The organism is Streptomyces sp. NBC_00414, from assembly GCF_036038375.1.
In the GTDB taxonomy this organism is placed as follows: domain Bacteria; phylum Actinomycetota; class Actinomycetes; order Streptomycetales; family Streptomycetaceae; genus Streptomyces.
This window is the reverse complement of record NZ_CP107935.1, coordinates 1743136-1762936: the sequence shown is the minus strand read 5'-3', so window position 1 is coordinate 1762936 and position 19801 is coordinate 1743136. Positions and strand designations below refer to the sequence as shown.

The window sequence follows — 19801 nt, the reverse complement described above, 5'->3', positions numbered from 1 at the left end:
GGGGTCCACCTGTGCGCCGTCCACGGTCACCGTGAACATCAGGTCGTCGGTGCGCCGGACGGTGGCGGGGTGTTCGGCCGCCAGCAGCTCGGCGGCCTCCGCCGAGACACCGGGAAGAGTGAGCAGGGGGCGCGCCATCTCCCGTACCAGCAGGGCCGTCAGGCTGTCGCGTTCACCGCTGACGTAGAGCACGGTCCCGGCATCATCATCGATATCGCTCTCCCCGCCGTCCAGGGCGGACAGCGGTACGCTGATCAGCCGGTCCTCGGACTCAGCGAGCAGACTGGCGCCCTCAGGCAGTGCGGGACGGGGCCGCCGTACGAGGTGCCTCCAGGCGCGCTCGTTGGCGCGCTGCGCGGCGGGCCGGTCCTCGGCCCCCAGCGCGCCCTCCGCCACAAGCCGTCCCAGCGCGGCGATGAGGCGGTCGCTGTCCCGCGGGTCGTCCCAGGTCGGCAACCGCATCTCCCGCAGGCGGTCGCCCGCCTTCCCGCGTTCCAGAAGGTGGCGCAGCCGATGGTCGACGGTCGGCGCGTACGAGGGCTCCTGCTCCAGCCCGGGCGGGCAGTGCCAGGCGTCGGCCGGCCGGACGAACCGGACGGCCCGGTCGCGGCCCCGCACCGGGAGCCACGGCTGCTCCTGGACGAAGGCGCCGAGCGGGGTCGGGACCCGTTCCCTGTCCGGGGGACTCTGGCTGCCAGCACTGGTCCAGACGCTGGCGAATTTCGCGTCCTCCCAGCTGGCCAGGCCATGCAGGACAAGCCGTGCGTACGCCAGCCGGGCCTCCTGCCCGAGGCGTCCGACAACGTCCTGGCCGGGGAGCCGGCAGGCCGGGGTCCCCCAGTACGGCGTCCGGGGGTACCAGACACCGGGCCAGTGGACGTACGGCGCCCACTGCTTCTGCACCTCGGCAGACACCTTCGCCATGCGGACCAGCTGCCGAGCGCTGAGCTCCTGGCCTTGCTCTACCCGGCTCAAGGCGTCGGCAGACCTGACCGGGACCAGCCCGTCGGCCACCCCGGCCTCCAGCAGGAACGCCCGCCACTCCTCGGTCTCGCCCCGCCTGGCAAACTCCTCGGGCGCGGCAATGAGGCGTCCAGCGATCGCCTTGAGGCTCTTCGACACGTCCTGCCCGGCGGCGACAACCGCCGCCAGGTCCTCACCGACGGACGCGCCGCCCCAGCCCCGGCCGAAGACGGCGCTGCTCGCCCTGATCAGCTGGCCGTCCGCCGACGGTACGTACAGTCCGAGCGAGGAGATCTCCGTCCCGCCCAGCGAGCGCCGCGGCTGCCACAGCCTGAAGACGAACCGCAGGGTCTGGAGCCGCAGCCGGAGATCGGTGCTCGCGCTGAGCGCCTGCCGTACGTGGTCCAGCAAGCTCCTCGTGTCGTACGGCCGGACGAGCCCCTCCTGCTCGAGGAAGGCGCGGGCGGCCCGCCCGCGCGTACGCTCGCCGTGGTCCTTCCAGACCAGCCCCGGGTGCAGGGAGAACAACCGCCTGCCGAGCAGGGCGGGGACGGACGGGGCCTCGGTCTGGTTCGCTTCCGTACGCACCGGCTGGAAGAACGCCTCACGGCGGACACTCTGACCGCTCGGCTTGCCCTGGGTACGCGTGCTTGTGCCCGTACCCGCCTTGCCGAGGGGACGGTTGGTGTGCCGCAGTGTGCGGTCGTCCGCGAGCAGCAGCTGCCTGTCGTGCAGGACGTGCCCGTCGTCCTCGAAAAGCGCGGCCAGGTCCTCGTACAGCGCGCTCCACTGCTTGGGGGGGCTCACCGGGCCGGGGAAGGGGCAGGCCCGCGACGATCCGTTCTACGTACTCGGCGAGCATCTCCGGGCCCGGCTCCCATGGGCACGCAAGGGCCTTGCACAGAGCTGCCAGCCGTTTCAGCCGGTCGCCGCCGATCTCGGGGTCGGCCACCACGATCCCCGCCTCGTGCGCGCGGTGTGCCGTGAGAACGGTCAGGTCGAGGTCCGACCATAGGACCGCGCCCCGGGGCGGGGCCCAGCTCGTCTCCGGCACGGCGCCGTCCGCGGCGAGGACAGGCACGAGCGGTACGTCGGCGAGTTCGCTCCCGTGCACACGCAGAGCCGCCGCGCGGAGCCGCCCCGCCGATCCCTTCTCACTCTCCCAGCTCACCAGGTCCACGGCCTGCTGCCGCATGGACGGCTCGGGCACGGTACGCAATACCGCGGCGGCTGCGAGACAGATCTCGGCGACCGCGTCGAACAGCAGCACGTTGAGGGGGTTGTCGGAGGGAAGCCCGGTGCGGTCGAACTTGGTGAAGAACGGGGCGTTCACGTGTCCCGGGAACGGCGCGGCCTGGTCCTCACCCATCGGCAGGAAAGTGTAGATCTGCCCGCGTCGCGGTCGGCGCGGTGCGGGCAGAGGGAGTGCGACCTCGACGACGGCGGACCGCTTCCACTCCTGCCATGTGTCGTCGAGGAGCCCAGCACCCACGGCCTCGGCGAGGGTGCTGTTCAGCCGTTCCTTCTCCACGGTGCCCTGCACTACGAGAAACGTGCCGGACGGCCCCAGGTCCACGGTCGCGCAGGAGACGGGGAATCCGTGCCCGGTGGCGTCCTGCGCAACCGCGAAGCGCTCCTCGGAGCGGGTCAGTTCATGCCGCTCGAGCGTCTCGTGGCGGTCGTCTAACTCGCCTGCCTCGCCGTCGACGGCCCGCCGTTCCAGCGTCAGGCCAGCAAGCCGGTCGAGGAACAGCATCACGGGTACCTTCGCCTCCGCGAGCTCGCCCATCCGTAGCCGGACCTCGGCCCGGGCGGCCTCGCTCAGCAAGGGCAGCCGGACGATGGTTACGTACCCCCGGGCGGCGAGCTGCCGACAGGTCGCGGGCACATCGTCCAGCGGCAGGGGCGCCTGGAGCGGCGGATACGTGGCGGCCACCTCGTGGGCGTTGTTCTCACCGGCGAGGAACTCCTCCACGTCGACCTTCTGCGCGAAGCGGAAGCAGTACCCGTCCAATTCCGGGCCGAGCGGGCTGTCGGGGTCTGCGCTGTAGATCTCGGGTGCCTCGCTGATCAGCAAGATGCTGCGAAACCCGACGCCCTTGTTCCCGATGCCCTCACCGACCTCTTTCGAGCTCTGCGCGAGCTCGCAGATCCGCTCGACGTTCCGCCAGGTGAAGGGCGTCCCGCCGTTGGCGACGTACAACGTCCCCCACTCGCCCTCCGCCTCGTCCAGCAGTACGTGGACCCGTCCGTCGCGGCGGTCCCTCGGATGCGCGTCGTAGCCGTTCTGCAGCAACTCGAATAGCGAGCGGCCGGCGTACTCCCGCGCGCTCGTGTACGACACGGAGTTCACCTGCCGTGCCATGCGCAGGACTTGCTCCGACCGGGCCCCCTCCAGCACGGACCGGCCGTACTCCCGCAGTTGCTCGGCCCGGGCGTTCCTCGCCATGGTTCTCCCCTCACCTCAGCGTGACGAGGACGGTATCCCGCCGCACTGACATCGGAGGGCGCGAGGAACCACCGTGTGGAGCGCTGCTCGGAGCTGAGTTTGACGTTTGGTCCGCCGTCGCACGGGCTCGAATTTGTACAGGGTTCCCTTGTTCACGGCGTGTCCTGAGGAAGGGGCCTGATCCTGCGAGGAGAGGTCGGCGCGGCGCGTGGAGGCCAGATGGTGGAACGGGTTGAGCACGGGGTTCAACGGGACACGTTCGCAGCGGTGAAGGCATTCCGCACCGAGTTGTACTCCTGACTGCTTTCGCGCGGCGATGCCCTGTTCGAGCTGTGCGACGCGTTGCTGTGCACGGACGGTCCGGTCTGCACGCTCGTGGACCTGGCCCTCGCCCCCGAGCACCACCGCGGACACGTGCCCTCTACTCCGGGCTGAACCAGGGCCGGATCGATGTCGCTCCGCTGCGTCGGGCTCTGGTCGGGGTGCCGTTGCCCCGGGCAGCTGACGGCCGCCTGCCACACCTTCGGCGGGGGCCCAGCTAGCCACGGAGAGCACGTCTGCTGGCCTATCTGGGTGTGCCGATTCAGCTTCGCCGTGCCGCGTCCGCTTTCCGCACCATCTTCGCCGCGTGGTCAGCCGAGTCGGCCAAGTTCCGGAGTACGCGGGACACCCGGCTGAGGAACTCCACAACATGGTCGGCGAGGGTGTCCTGCTGGATGCTGGTGCGGAAGGTGGTGCTCTGGGCCACGGTCGGCTCCTCGAAAAGGGCTGCTGGGTGTGCTGCGCCCACTGTGGCACCGGGGACTGACATGGCGGGCAGAAACACGACACTCCCCACCCGAATCGGGTAGGGAAGCTCGGGCCCCAGATGACGCAGCAAGGGCGGTCAGCGGTGGCCGATGGATCACGCCTCATGCTTCCTGCGGCACGAGAAGTGCTCGGGCAGCCCTTCAGGTCCCTTAAGGCTTGCGGGCTGACCGCAGTCGAAGCGGCAGAGTGGGATCGCTTGACCCGACGCGTCGACCGGAACCCTGGCAGCCTCGGATTTCCGAGGGCGGGACTCCAGGACGATCGCGCGGCTGCCGCGTCTCTGCTTCGGTTCACTCCGTACCTCCGAAGCCGGACGGTCCTCGGTGCACCTGTCGCGCCGGTCCCCCTGTCGTACGGATGGCCGGCGCCCCTTGTCGTCCAGGGCGGGCCCGTTCGCCTCGAGGTACTGCTGCCACTGCTGTGCGGGGAGCCAACCGTGGTTGCCGCCGTGCTGGAACGGGATCCGCTCACCGGCCGCAGCTTCCACGATGAACCGAGTAACGAGTTGGTGCGTGATAGCGGGCGAGGCGTGTTTGGCCTGCTCATGGCTTATTTTCAGATGGTGCTGGTGCGGTCGGAGACGAGGCCGGCGATGGCGCGGTAGGTGTCGGGCAGGCGGTCACGGCGGTGGGTCCAGCGCGTCAGTTGCTTCCAGCGTTTGTGATCAGCCAGGGCGTGTTCGACGGTGATGCGATCGGATGAGTGCCAGTGACGGTCCCGTTCCCACTGCTCAACCCTGCTGGGCGGTGCTCCGGGACGCGGTTTTCTGGGCGGGGTGATGGCTTGTCCGCGGTGGTCGCGGCTCAGGCCGAGGTAGCCGTCGTCCAAGAGAACCTCGACGTCGGGAAAGTGCTGGAAGCAGTCGGCGATGCCTTCGTTGCGGGCGGCCGTGGCGTCGTGCATCCGTCCAGGTCGCAGGGCATCGGTCCATAACGTGCGACCCTGCCAGTCCGCGATGACGGTGGCTTTCATGGTGTTCTGTTTCTTCTTGCCCGACACGAATGCACGCCGGCCGCTGCGGCCGGCTGGTGGCCGGCGAACCTGGATCTCGGTGGCGTCCAGCCGCAGCTCGATTCCCTCGGCCTGGGCGTAGGCGAAAACATCTGTCAGTGTCCGCAGCCGCAGACCGGGACGGTCGGGGACCGCACACCCCCGCGCGGCCAGGAGAGGTCGTATCTCTGTGATCGCGCGGGTGATGGTGGAGCGGTCGACGCCGAACAGTAGGCCGAGCACGGCGTGCGGCAGGTCGTGGCGTAGATGAATCAGCGTGGCCACCAGTCGGTCGACGAACACCAGCTGATGGCGGGCGCCAGCGCCCTCGGCCCGCTTCCTGGCCCCGCCCCGCGCAACATGACGGCGACCGTCAAGACCAGCCTGCCACGGCGCCGCCAACTCCTCGATCAGACAGGCCAGATGATCCTGCGAGATCCCCGTGAACAGCTGATGCGCCAGCACCGCCCGATTGACCATGATCGCCACAGTCGGATCATGCCACCAGCCAGGCACGACACCTCACCCGCTATCACGCACCAACTCGTAAACCGCGGCTGCTGCGGGTACGCCTCATGACGAGGTGTCCGTGTCGCCCTCGCCGCCGACGCGGCGCAGGAAGACCCGCTGGCCGTAGGCCCCCCCGAGCCAGATCCGGGCGTTCTCCTTCTTCTTCTCCAGGCGCGGGTTGTCGAAGTGGTACGTGTTCCCGTTCGCCGCCTGCACGGTGACCCGGGCACGCTCCAGGCACCACGGCGAGACGCTGCCGGCGTCCACCACCCGCAGGTAGACCGGATAGAGGTCGAGGTCTTCGGTGTCCAGCTGCGGCTTGCGGGGATCGTTCAGCTCGGGCTCTTCGACCGTGAGCGGGGAGTCGTAGTCGGAACTCTCCTCACCGAGCACTTACGCGTGGTTGGCGCCCTGGGCGAAGTCGTCGACGTCCGGCGAGGCCAGATTGAACTCCCGGCCGGCAATGCCCAGATAGACGTTGCTGTCGCTGTCCGCGCCTCCCACACTGGCCGTCTCGATCTTCGCCACGATCTGCGTGATGTCTGCCATGCCCTGTTCCCTTCACGATGTTGGCTGCCTTCCGCGGCGCCCTTCACTTCCCGCTGGTCACGCCGCGCAAGGCAGAGAAGGCCGCTCTCCAACAACGCTGGCGAACAACACGATTCGCGTCTTTTCCCTGAAAGAGTGACTAAAGGGCGTGAAGGGTCGTCAGATGCCATAAACAACGAAAGGGGTTACCGTGCCACCGGCCAGCGCGCAGGGGCATGCCCCTGCCCGAACACAGCGACTAAAGCCCTCCGAGCGTCCCGGAGTACACCGTAGCCGCCCCCCCCGGAGGACAGCGCAGAGTCAAGTCGGCCGACCAACCTTGCCCACTCGAGGCCCGCATCGATGACAAGGCAGCACACACACGCTTCTCCACAACCGAGTCACATGCCGACGCTGCGGCCTGCACCTCTCTGGCTTTTCTCCCGCCGATGGCCATGCTCATGTCTCAGGAGCGTGACCATTTCCTGCGTCGGCCAGTCTTCTTTGATCCGCACCATTGCTGACCCGTTCTCCAGGGTGGGACCGTGGCTGGCATGGTCGACACTCGCTCGCGACGGTACGAGGCAGCCGCCCGAAAAGTGTTTTGGTCCGGCATCACCCTGTTGCTGCTGGGCCTGTCCGCTCTCGCGGCTGCGCGGACGGACGGCTCCCGTCCGTGGGTGTGCGACCCGGGCTGTCGCCCGGCGGAGGTACAGCGTGGGAGATCGTCAGAACGCTCGGTGCCGTAGGCGCGGGCCTGGGCGCGCTGCTTGGGGCCGTCGCCGTGCTCATGGCTACCCTCCGCCGCCCACCGGCCCCTCCGCTGTCGAGCAATTCTTCAGCCGGATCAAGCAACACCCGGCCGGAGTAGTGCATCTGTCTTCTGCATCGGAAGGTCCGCCACCGAGTGGACGACCTAAACGAGTCGACGGACACCGTTTGGGGCCTTGCAGGGTGTCGCGGGTCATGTGGTCGATGAGGGCCCGTGCGCCCTCGATCTCGTCGTCGGAGACGTCCACGGCTTCGGGCACCAGTTCCTGGGGGGGGTGCCCCTAGGTCTTTGGTCAAGGTGGCAGTGTGGCTGTCATGAGTGATGACGTGCCTGTCCGAGAGCCGGCGGGCGAGGGCATGCGGCCGTGCGACTTCTGTGGTCATCCGGTCGTGATGGACTCGGTCGACGAGCGGGACTGCCCGGTGTGCGGCGAGGCCGCTGAGGATCAGCCGGCTGCGGCTGGCCGGGGTTCGTAGAAGGTGCCGTCGCGGAGCATGGCGAAGAGGACGTCGGCCCGGCGTCGGGCGAGGCAGAGCAGGGCCTGGGTGTGGTGCTTGCCCTGGGCGATCTTCCTGTCGTAGTAGATCCGGGACGCGGGGTCGGCCAGGGCGGCGAACGCGGAGAGGAAGAAGGCCCGTTTGAGCTGCTTGTTTCCCCGTCGGGAGGGCTGTTCGCCACGGATCGATGAACCCGAGCTGCGGGTTGCCGGGGCGAGTCCGGCATAGGCGGCGAGGTGGCCGGCGGTCGGGAAGGTGCTGCCGTCTCCGACCTCGATCAGAATCCTGGCCCCGGTCCTGACACCGACTCCCGGCATCGACATCAGGACCTTCGAAAGAGGGTGGGCCTCCAGGAGTTCCTCGATCCGCCCGGCCAGGAGTTTGCGCTGGTCAAGGACTGCGGTCAGGGATCCTGCAAGGCTCGGGACGATCAGTGCGGCGGCCTCGGTGCCCGGAACGGTGACGGTCTGCTCGTCCAGGGCGGTGAAGATGTCCTCGACCAGCCGCTCGGCCATCCTTGGGGCCTTCGGCCGTAACAGCGTGACCAGGCGGCGCCGTCCGGCCTTGCGGATCTGGGCCGGTGAACCGAACCGCTCCAGCAGGGCCAGCACCGCCGGATGCTGCAACCGCGGACCCAGCACCCGCTCCAGCGACGGGTGGATCTGGGTCAACAGGCTGTGGAGGCGGTTCGCGACCCTGGTGGCCTCTCCGGCCAGGTCGTCGTCGAACCCGACGATCATCTCCAGCTCGGCGATCGTCTCGTCCTCGCCGTCAATCGCCCGCAGCGTGTGCGGCATCGCGCGGGCCGCGTCCGCGATGATGAACGCGTCCTTCGCGTCCGTCTTCGCCTCGCCCGGGTAGAGGTCGGCGATCCGCCGCATCGTCAGGCCGGGCAGATAGCCCACCGGGCAGCCCATGTCCCGCGCGACCGCCAGCGGCAGGGCCCCGATCGAGGCCGGCTGGTCGACCACGACCAGCACCGTTCCGTGCTTGGCCTGCAGTTTGGCGAAGAGCTCGCGGAGCTTGGGTTCGGTGTTGGGCAGGCGTTTGTCGAAGGCCTTCTTGCCGGCCGGTGTGACGGCGGTGGCGTGGTGTTCGCCCTTGCCGACGTCCAGGCCGAGGAAGACGTCGATGTCGCCGGTCTCGATCACGTGCAGGCCCCTCCGGTCACGCTTTTCGTCCGGCCTCGCCTCGGCATCGAGCTGCCACATCCACGTTACGGAGAGCTCTTCCGGCTCGGGTGAAGCCGGTGCTCAAGCCCCTCATCAGCGGTCCGTCGATGCCTCCGGGCCCGGTGACACCACCCCCCGGATCATCAACAACAGGAGGGGGAAGTCATGCCGGACCCGAAGGCCGGAGGCTCCATTGCGGAGCCATGAAAACGGTAACTGTGATAGTTCGACTGCGGCCCGGGTTGGGCTGCTGTCAGGCTCGGCGTCGGCGTTCCGGCATGACCCGAAACGGTAATTGGCGGCTCGTCAGAGCTTGCCGTGCCCCCGAGATGTCTGCCGGACGTCGGCGTCGGCCTGGCCCACCCTGTTGGCTTGATCAGCAGCTTGTCCGCCATTTCGACGTGACTCATCACAGTTATGCCACGCGGTGACTCCACCCAGGCCGACGCCGACCACGGTCGTCCAGCCGCAAGGAGAACAACCGCATGACCATGCTTGCAGAGCGAGTCGACGGCGTCATCGGCGTCGACACTCACCGAGACACCCTCGCTGCGGCAGCCGTCAGCCCCATCGGGGCTGTCCTGGCCACCACGGATTCGCCTGCCAACGCCCGCGGATACCGCCGCCTGCTCGACTTCGCACGTAGGCACGTCCCCGGCCGCCGCTGCTGGGCACTGGAAGGAGTGGGTAGTTTCGGCGCCGGCCTGGCCGCATTCCTGGATCAGGCCGGTGAAGAGGTCGTCGAGGTCCTGCGCCCCAAGCGGACACCCGACCGCGGCGGACGCAAGACCGACATGATCGATGCCATCCGCGGGGCGAAGGACGCGCTCGCCGCCGAACACCTCATCCAGCCCCGCGTCCGAGGTGAACGCGAAGCTTTACGCGTGCTGTTGGTGACCCGCCAGGGGGCAGTCCTTGCTTCCACCGCCGCGATCAACCAGCTCAAGAACCTGATTGTGTCCGCGCCGGATGACCTCCGTGCTGAACTGCGCAAACTCAAGCGCCCTGCCCAGATCAGCCGTTGTGCTCAACTCCGGGATCGCCCGGCGCAGTGCATCGAGCGCCGTATGACGGTACGGGCTCTGCGCTCGACTGCCCAGCGCATCAAAGCTCTCCAAACTGAGGCCAAGGAACTTGAGGACGAGATCCTCGGAGTCGTGCAGCAATTGGCCCCCGAGCTGCTTGCTCTTCTGGGAGTCGGGCCCATCACGGCCGCTCAGGTCCTGGTCAGCTGGTCACATCCCGGGCGCTTCCGCTCCGAAGCCGCGTTCGCGGCCTTCGCCGGCGTCGCTCCGATTCCGGCGTCCTCCGGACTGACCAACCGACATCGGATCAACCGCAGCGGTGACCGGCAGCTGAATCGAGCACTGCATACGATCACGCTGATCAGGATGCGGCTGGACCCGGCGACCAAGACCTATGTCGCTCGCCGCGCGGCCGAGGGCAAGACCTCCCGGGACGCGCAACGGTGTCTCAAGCGGACCATCTGCCGCCAGATCTTCAAGCTGCTCGAACACCCGAACCGGAGGACGCCCGGACACCTTGAAGATCTTCCCTTAACTGCTTGACGCGATATAGCAGCCTCGGGGGGGGGGGGGGGGGGGGGAGCGATTTCGTCGGGCCAGCGCATGGCATGCAGGACGATCGCGTAGTCGCGTACGCACAGCGTGCCGAGCTGCTGCGGATGGCCCTGGAACGCAGTGCCAAGATCGCCATCGCCAAATACGCGTGGTCCGGCCGCGAACGGAGCTTGTACGGTTTCACGGCGACGGAGCCGTCGGCCTGGAGGTAGTAGCCGTCGCCCACCTGCAGGGGGTCGATCGAGGCGGCGGGCACGAACGCGGCGATCTCGATGGCCTTCGCGGTGGGCAGTCGTCACCCGCCCAAGCCGCCTCCAACGCGGCCATCACACGCATGACCTGATCTGCAGTCAGTTCTACTGGCATGGACGGCACCGTAGCCACCCGGGCCCGACCCCGGGCCCGATCCGGCAAAACCCCGCCATCAGGCGATGGCTTCCACACGCCAGCACCACGAAAATACGCGGGGTGCCGAGCCATCCCCGGCGCCGGTGCCTTCGGTTCAGCCGCCTGCCCCGGCGTGGACGAGGGGGTCGGGCAGGGTGATGCGGGCGGTGACGCGTTTGCCGACCGGCTCCTGCCGCACCGCCAGGTCCTCGCTCACGGCCTTGACAATTTCCAGGCCGTGCTGGCCGATCCGGTCCGGATCAGCCGTGCGGGCCACCGGCACCACCGGCGCACTGTCCCACACGCTCACCTCCACCCGCTCCACCGTGATACCCAGCTTCATCAGCACCGGCCCCGGCGCGTACTTGAGGGCGTTGGTGACCAGCTCGCTCACAACAAGCTGGGTAAGATCCCTCGCGCGCGCCGGCACCACCAGACGATGATCGGTGACCGCCCGCTCAAGGAAGGCCAGAGCATGGTGGCGGGCCCGGGCAATGGAGCCGTCCTCCCCGTCCAGGACATAACCAGCCCGTATAAGACGGGATCCGGGCGGCGCACGGCCACCGCTGTCGTCGCCGCTGTCGCCCTGAAACTGAAACTCCAACTTTCTTCGTCCCCTCATACCCTCATAAACTTTGGGTGGACATCCGCGAGTACCCGCGTGCGGCCTGCCCACCCCGCCAGCGGGTGCCCATCACCCATTCGAATGTTCAGCCGCGAGCCCGGGCACAATCGCCGTACAGCCCCCGGCACGCTAAGCCAGTGCAACAGTTTAGAGAGACGGTGACCACCATCCACGACGCCAGCCACAGCAACGGGCTCTCCATCAAAGACCACACCCGGAACGGCGTCCGCGTCCTCACCGTCCGAGGCGAGATCGACGACGACGTCTGCCCCCAGCTCAGCACGGCCCTGCACATCGAACCCGGCACCCAGCCGCCGCGCATCATCGCCGACCTCAGCGGCGTCACCTTCATGGACTCCACCGGCATCAACGCCTTCGTCACCGCCTACCACGCGGTGACCACCGCCGGAGGATGGCTGCGCATCGCCGCCCCCTCGCCCCCCGTCGAACATGTCCTGCACCTGGTCGGCCTCGACACCCTCATCGACTGCCACCCCACCCTCGAACACGCCCTCACCGCCTGACCACACCCCGGCCCGTCTGTTCCACCCAGAGGGTCTGTCCGACAGGCTTGAGCCGCAAAGTCACGGTTAGCCGGGGGGCGTGTCGCGGTCTTCCTCCAGGCGGAGCCGCCCCGCGAGGATGCTGCGGGCGACGTCATCGAGGAGTTGCTGGTGGCTGAAGGCGTGGGCGCGCATGCGGGCCAGAGCTTCAGCGACGGGGACGTTGCCGGCTTCTGCGGCGGCGCCGGCTGCCTGGTGCACGACGGGCGGATAGCCCGCCGGGCCCGTTTCCGGGGCTGCCTGTTCCCAGCCGATCAGCGTGGGGTGGGCGTCCAGGGCCAGCAGGGCCAGGATCCGGCCGTACGCCGTGAGCCTGGCCCGGTCCGCCGTACCGAGTGGGAAGGGGGTGGTGTGGTAGATGTCCATGGCGCCGACCGGGACACCGTCACCGACCAGCAGCGGCACGGCCACCACCGTGTGGATGCCGAGTTCAGCGGCCGTCCGCATGAACACGGGCCATGGCCCGCCGGCAGGCTGGACGTCCGCTTCGACGATCCGGCGCTGCAGATAGGCTGCGGTGCACGGGCCTTCCCCCGCCACCAGCTGTGCGTCCTCCAGCCGGTAGCTGCGCTCGTCAGCGGCATGGGCCACGGTCCTGATCTGACCTGAGGCGATCAGGCTGACGCCCAGACCGTCCGCACCCATATCCTCCACGCACGCCGCCACGGCGGACGGCAACGCCACCGGCCGGCCGGCAGCCCCCGCCACCTCAACGACATGCTTCCACGCCGCAGTGTCCTGCCGCACATCCATGACACAGCCCCAATTGCCTGCCCTGAGCGCGGCCAGGCCACCCGCACTTCACCAGTGAAAACAGCGTAGACCCCCGAGGGGCAACGGGCAGAGGGCCCCGCACCCGCTCACGGTTTCGGGGGGATACTGCTGTGCCGGCATTACGCGCGGGCGCTTACGGCCTGTCGGGGCTGCCGTTGGGGGTGATGTCGCCGTCGAAGGTGTCGTCGATGATCTGCCGGGCGAGGTCGGTCAGGAGCAGGTGACGGGGGCGGGCGTAGGCGCGCATGGTGTCGAAGGTGTCGTCCATGCTGAGGTTGTGCCGTTCGGCCAGAATGCCCTTGGCCTGCTCGATGACGACACGGCTGGTCAGAGCAGCCTGCAACTGTGCCTTTTCGAGGTGACTGTGTTCAATGCTGCGCTGCTGGAGGATGGCGATGGTGGCGACGTCGGCGACGGCCTGGCCGACCTGGATATCCGTGTCGCTCAGGCGGCGCAGGCGGGAGCCGAAGAGGTTGACGGCTCCGATGACCTGGTGGCGCAGTTTCATCGGCAGCGCGTGGGTCACCGTGAAACCGGCCGCCCGGGCGCGGGCCGCGAAGGGGTCGAAACCGAGGGTCGCGGCGGAGGGGGTGAGGCTGATGTTCAGCTGCGCCTGGCCACTTTGGTAGCAGCGGACGCACGGGCCCTGGTCGTGCTGGAGAGCGAACAGCTCCAGCAGGCGGGTTTTTTCGTCGGAAGCGGCGACCAGCTGGAATTCGCCGTGCTGATCGACGACCATCACCCCGGCCGCGTCGACATCGAGGAGCTCCACACACCGGGTGGACAGGCGGTGAAGGAACTCGATGAGATCGAAGTCATCGGTGAGCGTGTCCACCGCCTCCACCAGGACATCCAGTACACGTTGCTGATGCGTCATCATCAATCAGTCCCTGTTCCCGGACGGGGCGGACGTCCCGTCACGATTGTCCCGGAAATGCAGCCGCCGGGCGACCACGTCCTCGGCTGTTGCGAGCAGTGGTCGTTCGGTGCGGTAGGCGTGCGCGCGCAGGATGGCCATGGCCACGGGCAGCGGGACACCGGCCTGCACGCTGATCATGCCGGTGGCCTGGTGCACGGCGGCACGATGCAGCGCGGTGTGCGGCTCCGCCCGGGCGAAGGAGGCCCGCTGCCCGCCGTGGCGGATCACTGCCGCGGTGACGGCAGCCGCCACGATGAGCGCATCGTTCATCTGGTCAGGATCCAGCGGGCCGGGGACGGCACGCTGCGCGGTGAACACGCCCAGACAGACAGCCCCCAGGTGCAGGGGAAAACAGAACAGCGCCTGCACGCCGAGCCGTTGGGCTTCCGGCAGGAAGGCCGGCCACCGGCGGGTATCGGCACGCTGCAGATCCGGAATGGCGACCAGAGTGCGGTGACGGTAGGCATCGAATACCGGCCCTTCACCCACCGTGCACTGCACCTCGTCCAGCGCGGCACTGCGGTCCGGGGTCGACCACACCAGCTCCATGGCAGCCCCATCGGTTGCCAGCGACACCGCGATCCCGTCCACGCCCAGCACATCCGCACACCGCGCCGGGTCACCACCCAAAAGACCGGACCGGTTCCCATCCGGAAGATCACGCAGAATGCGGGCCAGGGCCACGCTCACATCCACCACACCACCGCTTCCCCACCCCAGCACAGAAGCGCCGCCCCAGGCGAGCAGCCATCCGAATTACCCTATTCCAGTACCCTCAGACGAACTCCCCGAACAGGAATAACGCCGGAGCACCGCCCTCCGACCGAGGCAGATCCGGTTCATTCGTCCAACGGGCTGTAACGGCCACCCGGCACGCCCCGCGACGAGCCTCCCTCCCCACAGCCCACACGTTCCATCCTCTGCTTATCCGGCCTCCTGCGGTACCGGGCGATACCCCAGAATCACCCAAACCGAGGATCACAAACGGGCCCTGATGGCCGGTGCCATCGGCCCCCCACTGACGCCTGGACTATGAACGGGCAAGCATCACCGGCACCCGGCAATTCCCCTCCCTGGAAAGCTGTTGGGGTTCACCGTCCGTCCAGCAGGGCCTCCTCCACGGTGGCCAGGGGCGTGAAGAGCACGCCGCGGCCGGCGGCATGGAGAATCCGCAGATGCCAGGGCCCCACACACACCAGTGCCAGATGGCCGCCGCGTTCCAGAGTCCTGCGCCGTGCCCGGCACAGCAAGCCGAGAGTCGAACAATCGAGGAATGCCACCGGCCGCAGGTCCACGACCGCCCGGGCGCCGGGCGCGGCGGTGGGGGCGTCGATATGCGCCTGCACGTCGGGGACCGTGCTCACGTCGAGGGTTCCGTACGCCTCGATCACGGTGACGTCGCCGTGCCGGTCGCTGCGCACGTGTCGGCACGAGGCGGGCAGGACTACGGGTACGCGATGAAGCCCGGGCGGCCCCGAGGCTGCGTTTGCGTCCTGGATCTCCAATGCGGTTCCTGACGTGAAACTCCCGTACAAGCGGAAGCGCACAGGCGTCGGACCGTCACCGAGGGCCGGGGCAACGTGCCACCACCTTAGGAACTACAGAAGACGCAGAAACGTCCACCCTCCGAACGAACCACCCGTACGAGGGAAGTTGTTGGTGTGCGATTGACACGAGCGGAGGTAAGGCCTCCTATCTGCGGCCGCTGCGGGGGTCTACGCTTGTTTGCACTGATGAGCGCACGGACGGCCTGACCACGCTTCAGGCATTGGGGCTGTGTCATGAACGTGCGGCACGACACCCCGGCGTTGAAACGCGTCGTCGAGACCGCGAGCGGCGCCAGCCGGCCGGTGGCGCTGCCGTCCGCCGTGAGGGCGTGCATCGAAGACGTGGGCGCGGACGGCCTTGGAATCAGCCTGATCACCTCCGGCCGGATCAGGACGGTGGCCCACGCCGCTGATGAGCGCAGCCATCAGCTGGAGGACGCGCAGCTGGTGGCGGGGGAAGGCCCGTGCACCGAGGCTTACCGGCACCACCGGAGTGTAGAAGCGGACGTCCAGTCCGCCGATGAACGGTTGCCCGTCTTTTTACGGACGGCCGGTGAAGTCGGCATCCGACGCGTGGTGGCCGCCCCGCTCCTGGTCGGCAACCACGTCCCGGTCGGCGCCGTGGACATCTACCACACCAGCGCCGTCTCCCTCAGCGCAGCGCACCGGGCCAGGATCGAGGCCTACGCCCGCATCCTGGCCCTTCTGAGCCTGGACGCCCACCCGATGCTGATCGGCTGGGAACAGCAGCCCCGGAAACAGGCCTGGTGGGCTATCCGCCTGTCGTGCACCAGGCGGTCGATGCCGCCGTGGAAACCGGCAATGTCCCCGTCGCTGAAGTGAGGTTCCCCCGCTGTACGGGAGGTGCTGATCAGCTGGTCAGAGTGGGTTGATGGATGTCCAGGTTCGTCGGTTCAGTCGTCGCCTGCTTGATGTAGTGCTTCTCCTCGAACTCGATCGGGCTGAGCCAGCCGAGCCGTTCCTGGATGCGTCGGCTGTTATAGAAGCCGTCGATGTACTCGAAGAGCGCGAGGTTCACCTCGGCCCTCGTGTTGAAGGCACGGTCACGGAGGCCCTCAGGTTTGATGAACATCCAGAGGTCTCCGCGAGGGCGTTATCGTATGAATCTCCGACGGACCCCATGGAGGCTTCAACTCCCGCACGCATCAATCGCGTTGTGAGCTTGATGGACGTGTACTGGGCCACCCGTGATCCGCATGATGAATGAGCTTGCCCGGCTCGACCTCGCGGGACGCGAGCGCGTCCCCAACGTAGTCAGGACCAGGTCGGCGTCCGCGCGGGCGGAGGTCTCCCACGCGACCACCCGGCGGGAGAACGCGTCGCGGATCGCGGAGAGCCACAGCGGCCCCTCACCGGTGGAGATCATCGTCAGGTCGGTGACCCACAACCGGTTCGGCGCCGGTGCGGTGAAGTCTCTGTTGACCAGGTCTGGGGCCGGGGTGGCCTTCGGATCGCGGCGCGTGAAGCCCTTCCGTCGCGGGCTCACACCCGCGAGGTCGGCCTCATGCGTCAGGCGCTCGACCCGTTTGCGGCCCACCGGGGTGCCCTCGCGTTTCAGCACGGCGTGCACGCGCGGAGAGCCGTAGATGCCAGCGGAGTCGGCGTGGATCGCCTTGATCCGCTCGGTCAGCTCGACGTCGCGACGCCGCCGTTCGCAGGGCTCCTTCTCTGCGCGACGCCAGCGGTAGTAGGTGGAGGAGGGGATATGGAGCTCCCGAAGTACGCACTCGACTCCCAGGCGGGGATGCTCGTCGACGAGCGCCGTCACCTGGGCCGGGTCGGGTCGAGTTGCGCCGCGAAAAACGCCGAGGCCGTCCGCAGGACATCGTTGGCCCGCTTGAGCTGGGTGTTCTCCTTGCGCAAGGCCACCAGCTCGGCGCGCTCGTCGCTGGTGAGACGGTCGTCGCGCTCGCCGGCATCGGCCTCGGCCTGGCGGATCCAGCTGCGCAGGGCCTCGGGGCGCACACCGAGATCGACGGCCAGCTTCTTAATCTGGGGCTTCGGCTCGGTGGTGCGATACATCCGTACCGCACGCTCACCAAACTCGAGCGGGTATTTCCGGGGTGCAGCCATGGTCACGGGTCCTCTCATGAGTCCCATCTGACCCGCTGTCAGCATCTTTCGCATCTCGCCGTCCCAGGTCGACTCGGACAGGAAAAAGCTGCAAGCGCTGCACGGCCGCATGCTGGGCACCCACCACCGGCTCCGTGCCCGCCAGGCAGGTCAGCGTCGCGTTACGGTCCCGCGGCAGCAACAGACCGGCCAGATACTCACGAAACCCCCGACGCTGAGCCAACGTCCCGAAGAGATCATTGAATCGGTCGGCGTACGCCTCCATCGGACCCGGAGCGGGCGGACACGGCAGCCGCTTCGTCATCTCCGGCTCCCCAGAACGTAGTTGACGCCTTCGCCTCACGGCCTACTCCCACACGGACCCGCCGCCAACAGACCACCGCTAGACGCTTTGGTCACGGCAGTCCCGGCATGCCGGCGACCGGCGGCCCTCCACGGACCGGCCGTGGTGTCATTCGAGATGTTCCATCCAGACGATCTCGTCGTAGCGCTCCACAGCGGTGTCCTCACGGTGGACCATCCACAAGTACTCGAAGCCGCTGTCATGGTGGAGATGGGCGAAGAGCCTCCAGAAAGATGCCTTCCGCACTATCTCGTCAGTGAATTTCCAGTCCCAGTCGTCGTCGAGATCGATCATTTCGAGCTCCAACGGGCCCGCAGATGCGAAGACGAGCATCGCACCTCCTAGCTGCAGGGACCTGTCGGGAGCAAAATAGCCTGTATCCAACAGCTCCATGGGACCGTGACACCGCCGGTACTCCGCCATCGCTTGCTCAAGGGCGGGATGCATCGTCGCGGGATGCTCACTGTCCTCGATGTACGTGTACCACTCCGCGAGCGTCCACGCCGCATAGGCGTGCAGCTCCCCGCCGTCCTCCGATTCCGTCAACTCGGCGGCGTAGGAACCCGGGAGCCACCGCGGTGACGCTCCGGGGTCCAGCACCAAAGAACCCGAACCGGGAAGTCCGAGCCCCAGGTCCAGGTGCCGGTCAGGAAGAGCAGCACAGTCAACAAAGACCACCATCTCTTCCTCGCGCTCCCACCTGCCGACCTGCTCACCCACCTTGTCCCTGTTGATCACCACGCATGGCCGCAGGCACCGCAGAATCTCGTCGACGGCACCCTGCGAGACCCCGCTCGCGCGCGCGGCTTCCATGAATTCCTCACGACTCAACATGCGGCACATCCTGGCAGGGCCCACTGACAACCAGCCGGACGACCGACTCCCCGTAGGATCCCTGCGATTGGGCGGGCCTTCCCCCAAGGGGGAAGGCCCGCGTCTTTTGGCGGCTGATGGCCTCGAGGCTGGGCATTGATCACTTCGGCCAGATGATCGATATGCCCCTGCGTCAGGCCCTGTTCGGCAAGCACCGCGGGGCGTAGGAAAGACGGTCCGGGGCGGGCCGCGCGGGCGGCGGGACGGCCGGCGTCGCAGGCCTCGCAGAGTTCGGTCCGCACCCCGCCCCCCCCACCGGCCATGCCAGTCCAGCAGGAGGTCCCTTCCGCAGCGGGAGCACGGCCGCGGGGCCGGCTTCCTCTCCTCGGCTTCGTCCGGGTAGCGGAAGGCGTCATGTGGGCGAGGTCGGCATCACTGTAGTCGTCGAGGCTGCCGCCGATATTGCTCGTGCGGTAGAACGAGCCGTCGGCGTAGACCAGGCAGCGCCAGGGAAACGCCATACAAGTCACCTGCTTTAAGGGTGGACTGCGCGAATGGCCACGATCCGCCCGCCCGTTGATCAGATCAGCGTCAAGACACGCGCGCAAGAAGATCCATGTCGGTTTCTCGGGCCGTGTGGGGTGTGGAGGTGTTCTGAGGGGATGTCGGCTCAAGTGGAATCCCCGACCATGCGGTTGGACCAGCGCCGATACGGGAGGCCTGCGGAAACTGGTGGGGGTACGGATGTCGTACCCCATGGTGTAGCTGATGGCGTACCCGATGTGGGCGGTGGGTGGCTGTTGTGCACTACGTTTTGCGGTGTTGCAGCACGGATTGCGGATGGCCATAATTTTCGGAGCGCAACAGACCGTGGGCCGGCCGGAGTGGCTGTGCACCTAGTCGCCCCTGCTGTGGGCGGCGGTCTCGACGTCCCCAGACCCCGGACGGCGCACCCCTTCGCGTGGCCCCCTTGCCGATATGGCGGTCACGGGCCGAGCGAAGCGGCATCCGGCCGGGGCGTCCCCGGCCGGATGCCTCACCCGCTGATCTCCCCTCGACCAGGTATGCACCGCACCGGAGCGGACAGGGCAGTCGGCAGTAAGTCGCGTGCTGTGGGCCAGCGGAGCGCATGGTCCGCACCCCCGCGCCATCGGATTTTTCCTCCCCTGTCCCTCGTATTCAGCGGCACAACAGGGTGCATTGCCTACCAAGTCGCGGCCGTGGTAATAGATTTATGCTGTCCGGCCGCCACCGCGCTGACACGGCGACGACCGGAGGCGCGAAGACCGAGACCCCCCGATCGGTCCTCGCGGTGCCCTCCTGGCGATGCGGGGCGCGGGAGCTGCCCCGCCGGACACGCCAGGAGAGCGGAAGGGTTGGAGTCGCACGGTCAGCAGTGCGGCTCCGGCCCGGCTTTCAGCCGTCAGCCACCACCCGGCAGCCACATCCTGCAGCACAGGCGAGA

Annotated in this window: 19 protein-coding genes and 2 pseudogenes; 5 read left to right on the top strand and 16 right to left on the bottom strand. The window is 68.0% G+C overall.

Annotated elements, in window-relative coordinates:
• Nucleotides 1-1567: 1567 nt before the first annotated feature.
• Nucleotides 1568-3412, bottom strand: a complete 1845-nt coding sequence (locus tag OHS59_RS44500) for a sacsin N-terminal ATP-binding-like domain-containing protein (RefSeq protein WP_443061396.1) — start codon at nucleotides 3410-3412, stop codon at nucleotides 1568-1570.
• 300 nt (nucleotides 3413-3712) lie between these two features.
• Between OHS59_RS44500 and OHS59_RS07725 the strand changes: the two are divergent.
• Nucleotides 3713-3927, top strand: a pseudogene (locus OHS59_RS07725) (transposase); the annotation flags it as partial.
• A 68-nt stretch (nucleotides 3928-3995) separates the two neighbouring features.
• Here OHS59_RS07725 and OHS59_RS07720 read toward each other — a convergent pair.
• From OHS59_RS07720 to OHS59_RS07700, 5 genes are all read right to left on the bottom strand, one after another.
• Nucleotides 3996-4160 carry a hypothetical protein gene (locus tag OHS59_RS07720; protein WP_328492639.1) on the bottom strand — a complete coding sequence of 55 codons (165 nt, stop codon included), beginning with the start codon at nucleotides 4158-4160 and terminating at the stop codon, nucleotides 3996-3998.
• Between the two features lie 617 nt (nucleotides 4161-4777).
• The gene (locus OHS59_RS07715) at nucleotides 4778-5692 is read right to left on the bottom strand and encodes a transposase family protein (RefSeq protein ID WP_328499001.1); all 915 of its coding nucleotides are present in this window, start codon (nucleotides 5690-5692) and stop codon (nucleotides 4778-4780) included.
• A gap of 93 nt (nucleotides 5693-5785) precedes the next feature.
• Nucleotides 5786-6115 (bottom strand): hypothetical protein, encoded by a 330-nt coding sequence (locus OHS59_RS07710; protein WP_328492638.1) that lies wholly within the window; start codon nucleotides 6113-6115, stop codon nucleotides 5786-5788.
• A complete protein-coding gene (locus OHS59_RS07705; protein WP_328492637.1) occupies nucleotides 6116-6271 on the bottom strand; it encodes a hypothetical protein in 156 nt (51 codons plus the stop codon). It lies immediately after the preceding gene.
• Between the two features lie 1196 nt (nucleotides 6272-7467).
• Nucleotides 7468-8670 (bottom strand): IS110 family transposase, encoded by a 1203-nt coding sequence (locus OHS59_RS07700; protein ID WP_328492636.1) that lies wholly within the window; start codon nucleotides 8668-8670, stop codon nucleotides 7468-7470.
• Nucleotides 8671-9176: 506 nt separating this feature from the next.
• Between OHS59_RS07700 and OHS59_RS07695 the strand changes: the two genes are divergently transcribed.
• Together OHS59_RS07695 and OHS59_RS07690 are read left to right on the top strand one after the other, a co-directional pair.
• Complete coding sequence (locus tag OHS59_RS07695) at nucleotides 9177-10259, top strand: IS110 family transposase (RefSeq protein ID WP_328492635.1); 1083 nt, start codon at nucleotides 9177-9179, stop codon at nucleotides 10257-10259.
• Nucleotides 10260-10324: 65 nt separating this feature from the next.
• Nucleotides 10325-10483, top strand: coding sequence for a hypothetical protein (locus OHS59_RS07690; protein WP_328492634.1), 159 nt, complete (start codon nucleotides 10325-10327; stop codon nucleotides 10481-10483).
• A gap of 290 nt (nucleotides 10484-10773) precedes the next feature.
• On the opposite strand, the gene OHS59_RS07685 is transcribed toward OHS59_RS07690, so the two are convergent.
• Complete coding sequence (locus tag OHS59_RS07685; RefSeq protein ID WP_443061395.1) at nucleotides 10774-11262, bottom strand: ATP-binding protein; 489 nt, start codon at nucleotides 11260-11262, stop codon at nucleotides 10774-10776.
• A gap of 158 nt (nucleotides 11263-11420) precedes the next feature.
• On the opposite strand from OHS59_RS07685, the gene OHS59_RS07680 reads away from it, so the two are divergent.
• A complete protein-coding gene (locus OHS59_RS07680) occupies nucleotides 11421-11807 on the top strand; it encodes an STAS domain-containing protein (RefSeq protein ID WP_328492633.1) in 387 nt (128 codons plus the stop codon).
• A 66-nt stretch (nucleotides 11808-11873) separates the two neighbouring features.
• Here the strand turns inward: OHS59_RS07680 and OHS59_RS07675 are convergent, their stop codons facing one another.
• From OHS59_RS07675 to OHS59_RS07660, 4 genes are all read right to left on the bottom strand, one after another.
• Nucleotides 11874-12599, bottom strand: coding sequence for a GAF domain-containing protein (locus OHS59_RS07675; protein ID WP_328492632.1), 726 nt, complete (start codon nucleotides 12597-12599; stop codon nucleotides 11874-11876).
• 154 nt (nucleotides 12600-12753) lie between these two features.
• Nucleotides 12754-13500: a GAF and ANTAR domain-containing protein gene (locus tag OHS59_RS07670; RefSeq protein WP_328492631.1), complete on the bottom strand. Its 747-nt coding sequence runs from the start codon at nucleotides 13498-13500 to the stop codon at nucleotides 12754-12756.
• A 3-nt stretch (nucleotides 13501-13503) separates the two neighbouring features.
• The gene (locus OHS59_RS07665) at nucleotides 13504-14238 is read right to left on the bottom strand and encodes an ANTAR domain-containing protein (RefSeq protein WP_328492630.1); all 735 of its coding nucleotides are present in this window, start codon (nucleotides 14236-14238) and stop codon (nucleotides 13504-13506) included.
• A gap of 392 nt (nucleotides 14239-14630) precedes the next feature.
• Nucleotides 14631-14960, bottom strand: coding sequence for an anti-sigma factor antagonist (locus tag OHS59_RS07660; protein ID WP_328492629.1), 330 nt, complete (start codon nucleotides 14958-14960; stop codon nucleotides 14631-14633).
• A gap of 360 nt (nucleotides 14961-15320) precedes the next feature.
• Here OHS59_RS07660 and OHS59_RS07655 point away from each other — a divergent pair, with 360 nt between their 5' ends.
• Complete coding sequence (locus tag OHS59_RS07655) at nucleotides 15321-15929, top strand: GAF domain-containing protein (protein WP_328492628.1); 609 nt, start codon at nucleotides 15321-15323, stop codon at nucleotides 15927-15929.
• Nucleotides 15930-15957: 28 nt separating this feature from the next.
• Here the strand turns inward: OHS59_RS07655 and OHS59_RS07650 are convergent, their stop codons facing one another.
• The 5 genes and pseudogenes from OHS59_RS07650 to OHS59_RS07635 form a co-directional block, all read right to left on the bottom strand.
• On the bottom strand, nucleotides 15958-16179 hold the full coding sequence (locus OHS59_RS07650) for an IS3 family transposase (RefSeq protein WP_328492627.1): 222 nt from the start codon (nucleotides 16177-16179) through the stop codon (nucleotides 15958-15960).
• 57 nt (nucleotides 16180-16236) lie between these two features.
• The gene (locus OHS59_RS07645; RefSeq protein ID WP_328492626.1) at nucleotides 16237-16875 is read right to left on the bottom strand and encodes an IS3 family transposase; all 639 of its coding nucleotides are present in this window, start codon (nucleotides 16873-16875) and stop codon (nucleotides 16237-16239) included.
• Nucleotides 16872-17180: a transposase gene (locus OHS59_RS07640; protein ID WP_328492625.1), complete on the bottom strand. Its 309-nt coding sequence runs from the start codon at nucleotides 17178-17180 to the stop codon at nucleotides 16872-16874. The genes OHS59_RS07645 and OHS59_RS07640 overlap by 4 nt, the downstream gene beginning before the upstream one ends.
• A gap of 54 nt (nucleotides 17181-17234) precedes the next feature.
• A pseudogene (locus OHS59_RS44495) lies at nucleotides 17235-17484 on the bottom strand (IS701 family transposase); the annotation flags it as partial.
• Between the two features lie 147 nt (nucleotides 17485-17631).
• Nucleotides 17632-18357, bottom strand: a complete 726-nt coding sequence (locus tag OHS59_RS07635; RefSeq protein ID WP_328492624.1) for a hypothetical protein — start codon at nucleotides 18355-18357, stop codon at nucleotides 17632-17634.
• Nucleotides 18358-19801 lie beyond the last annotated feature (1444 nt).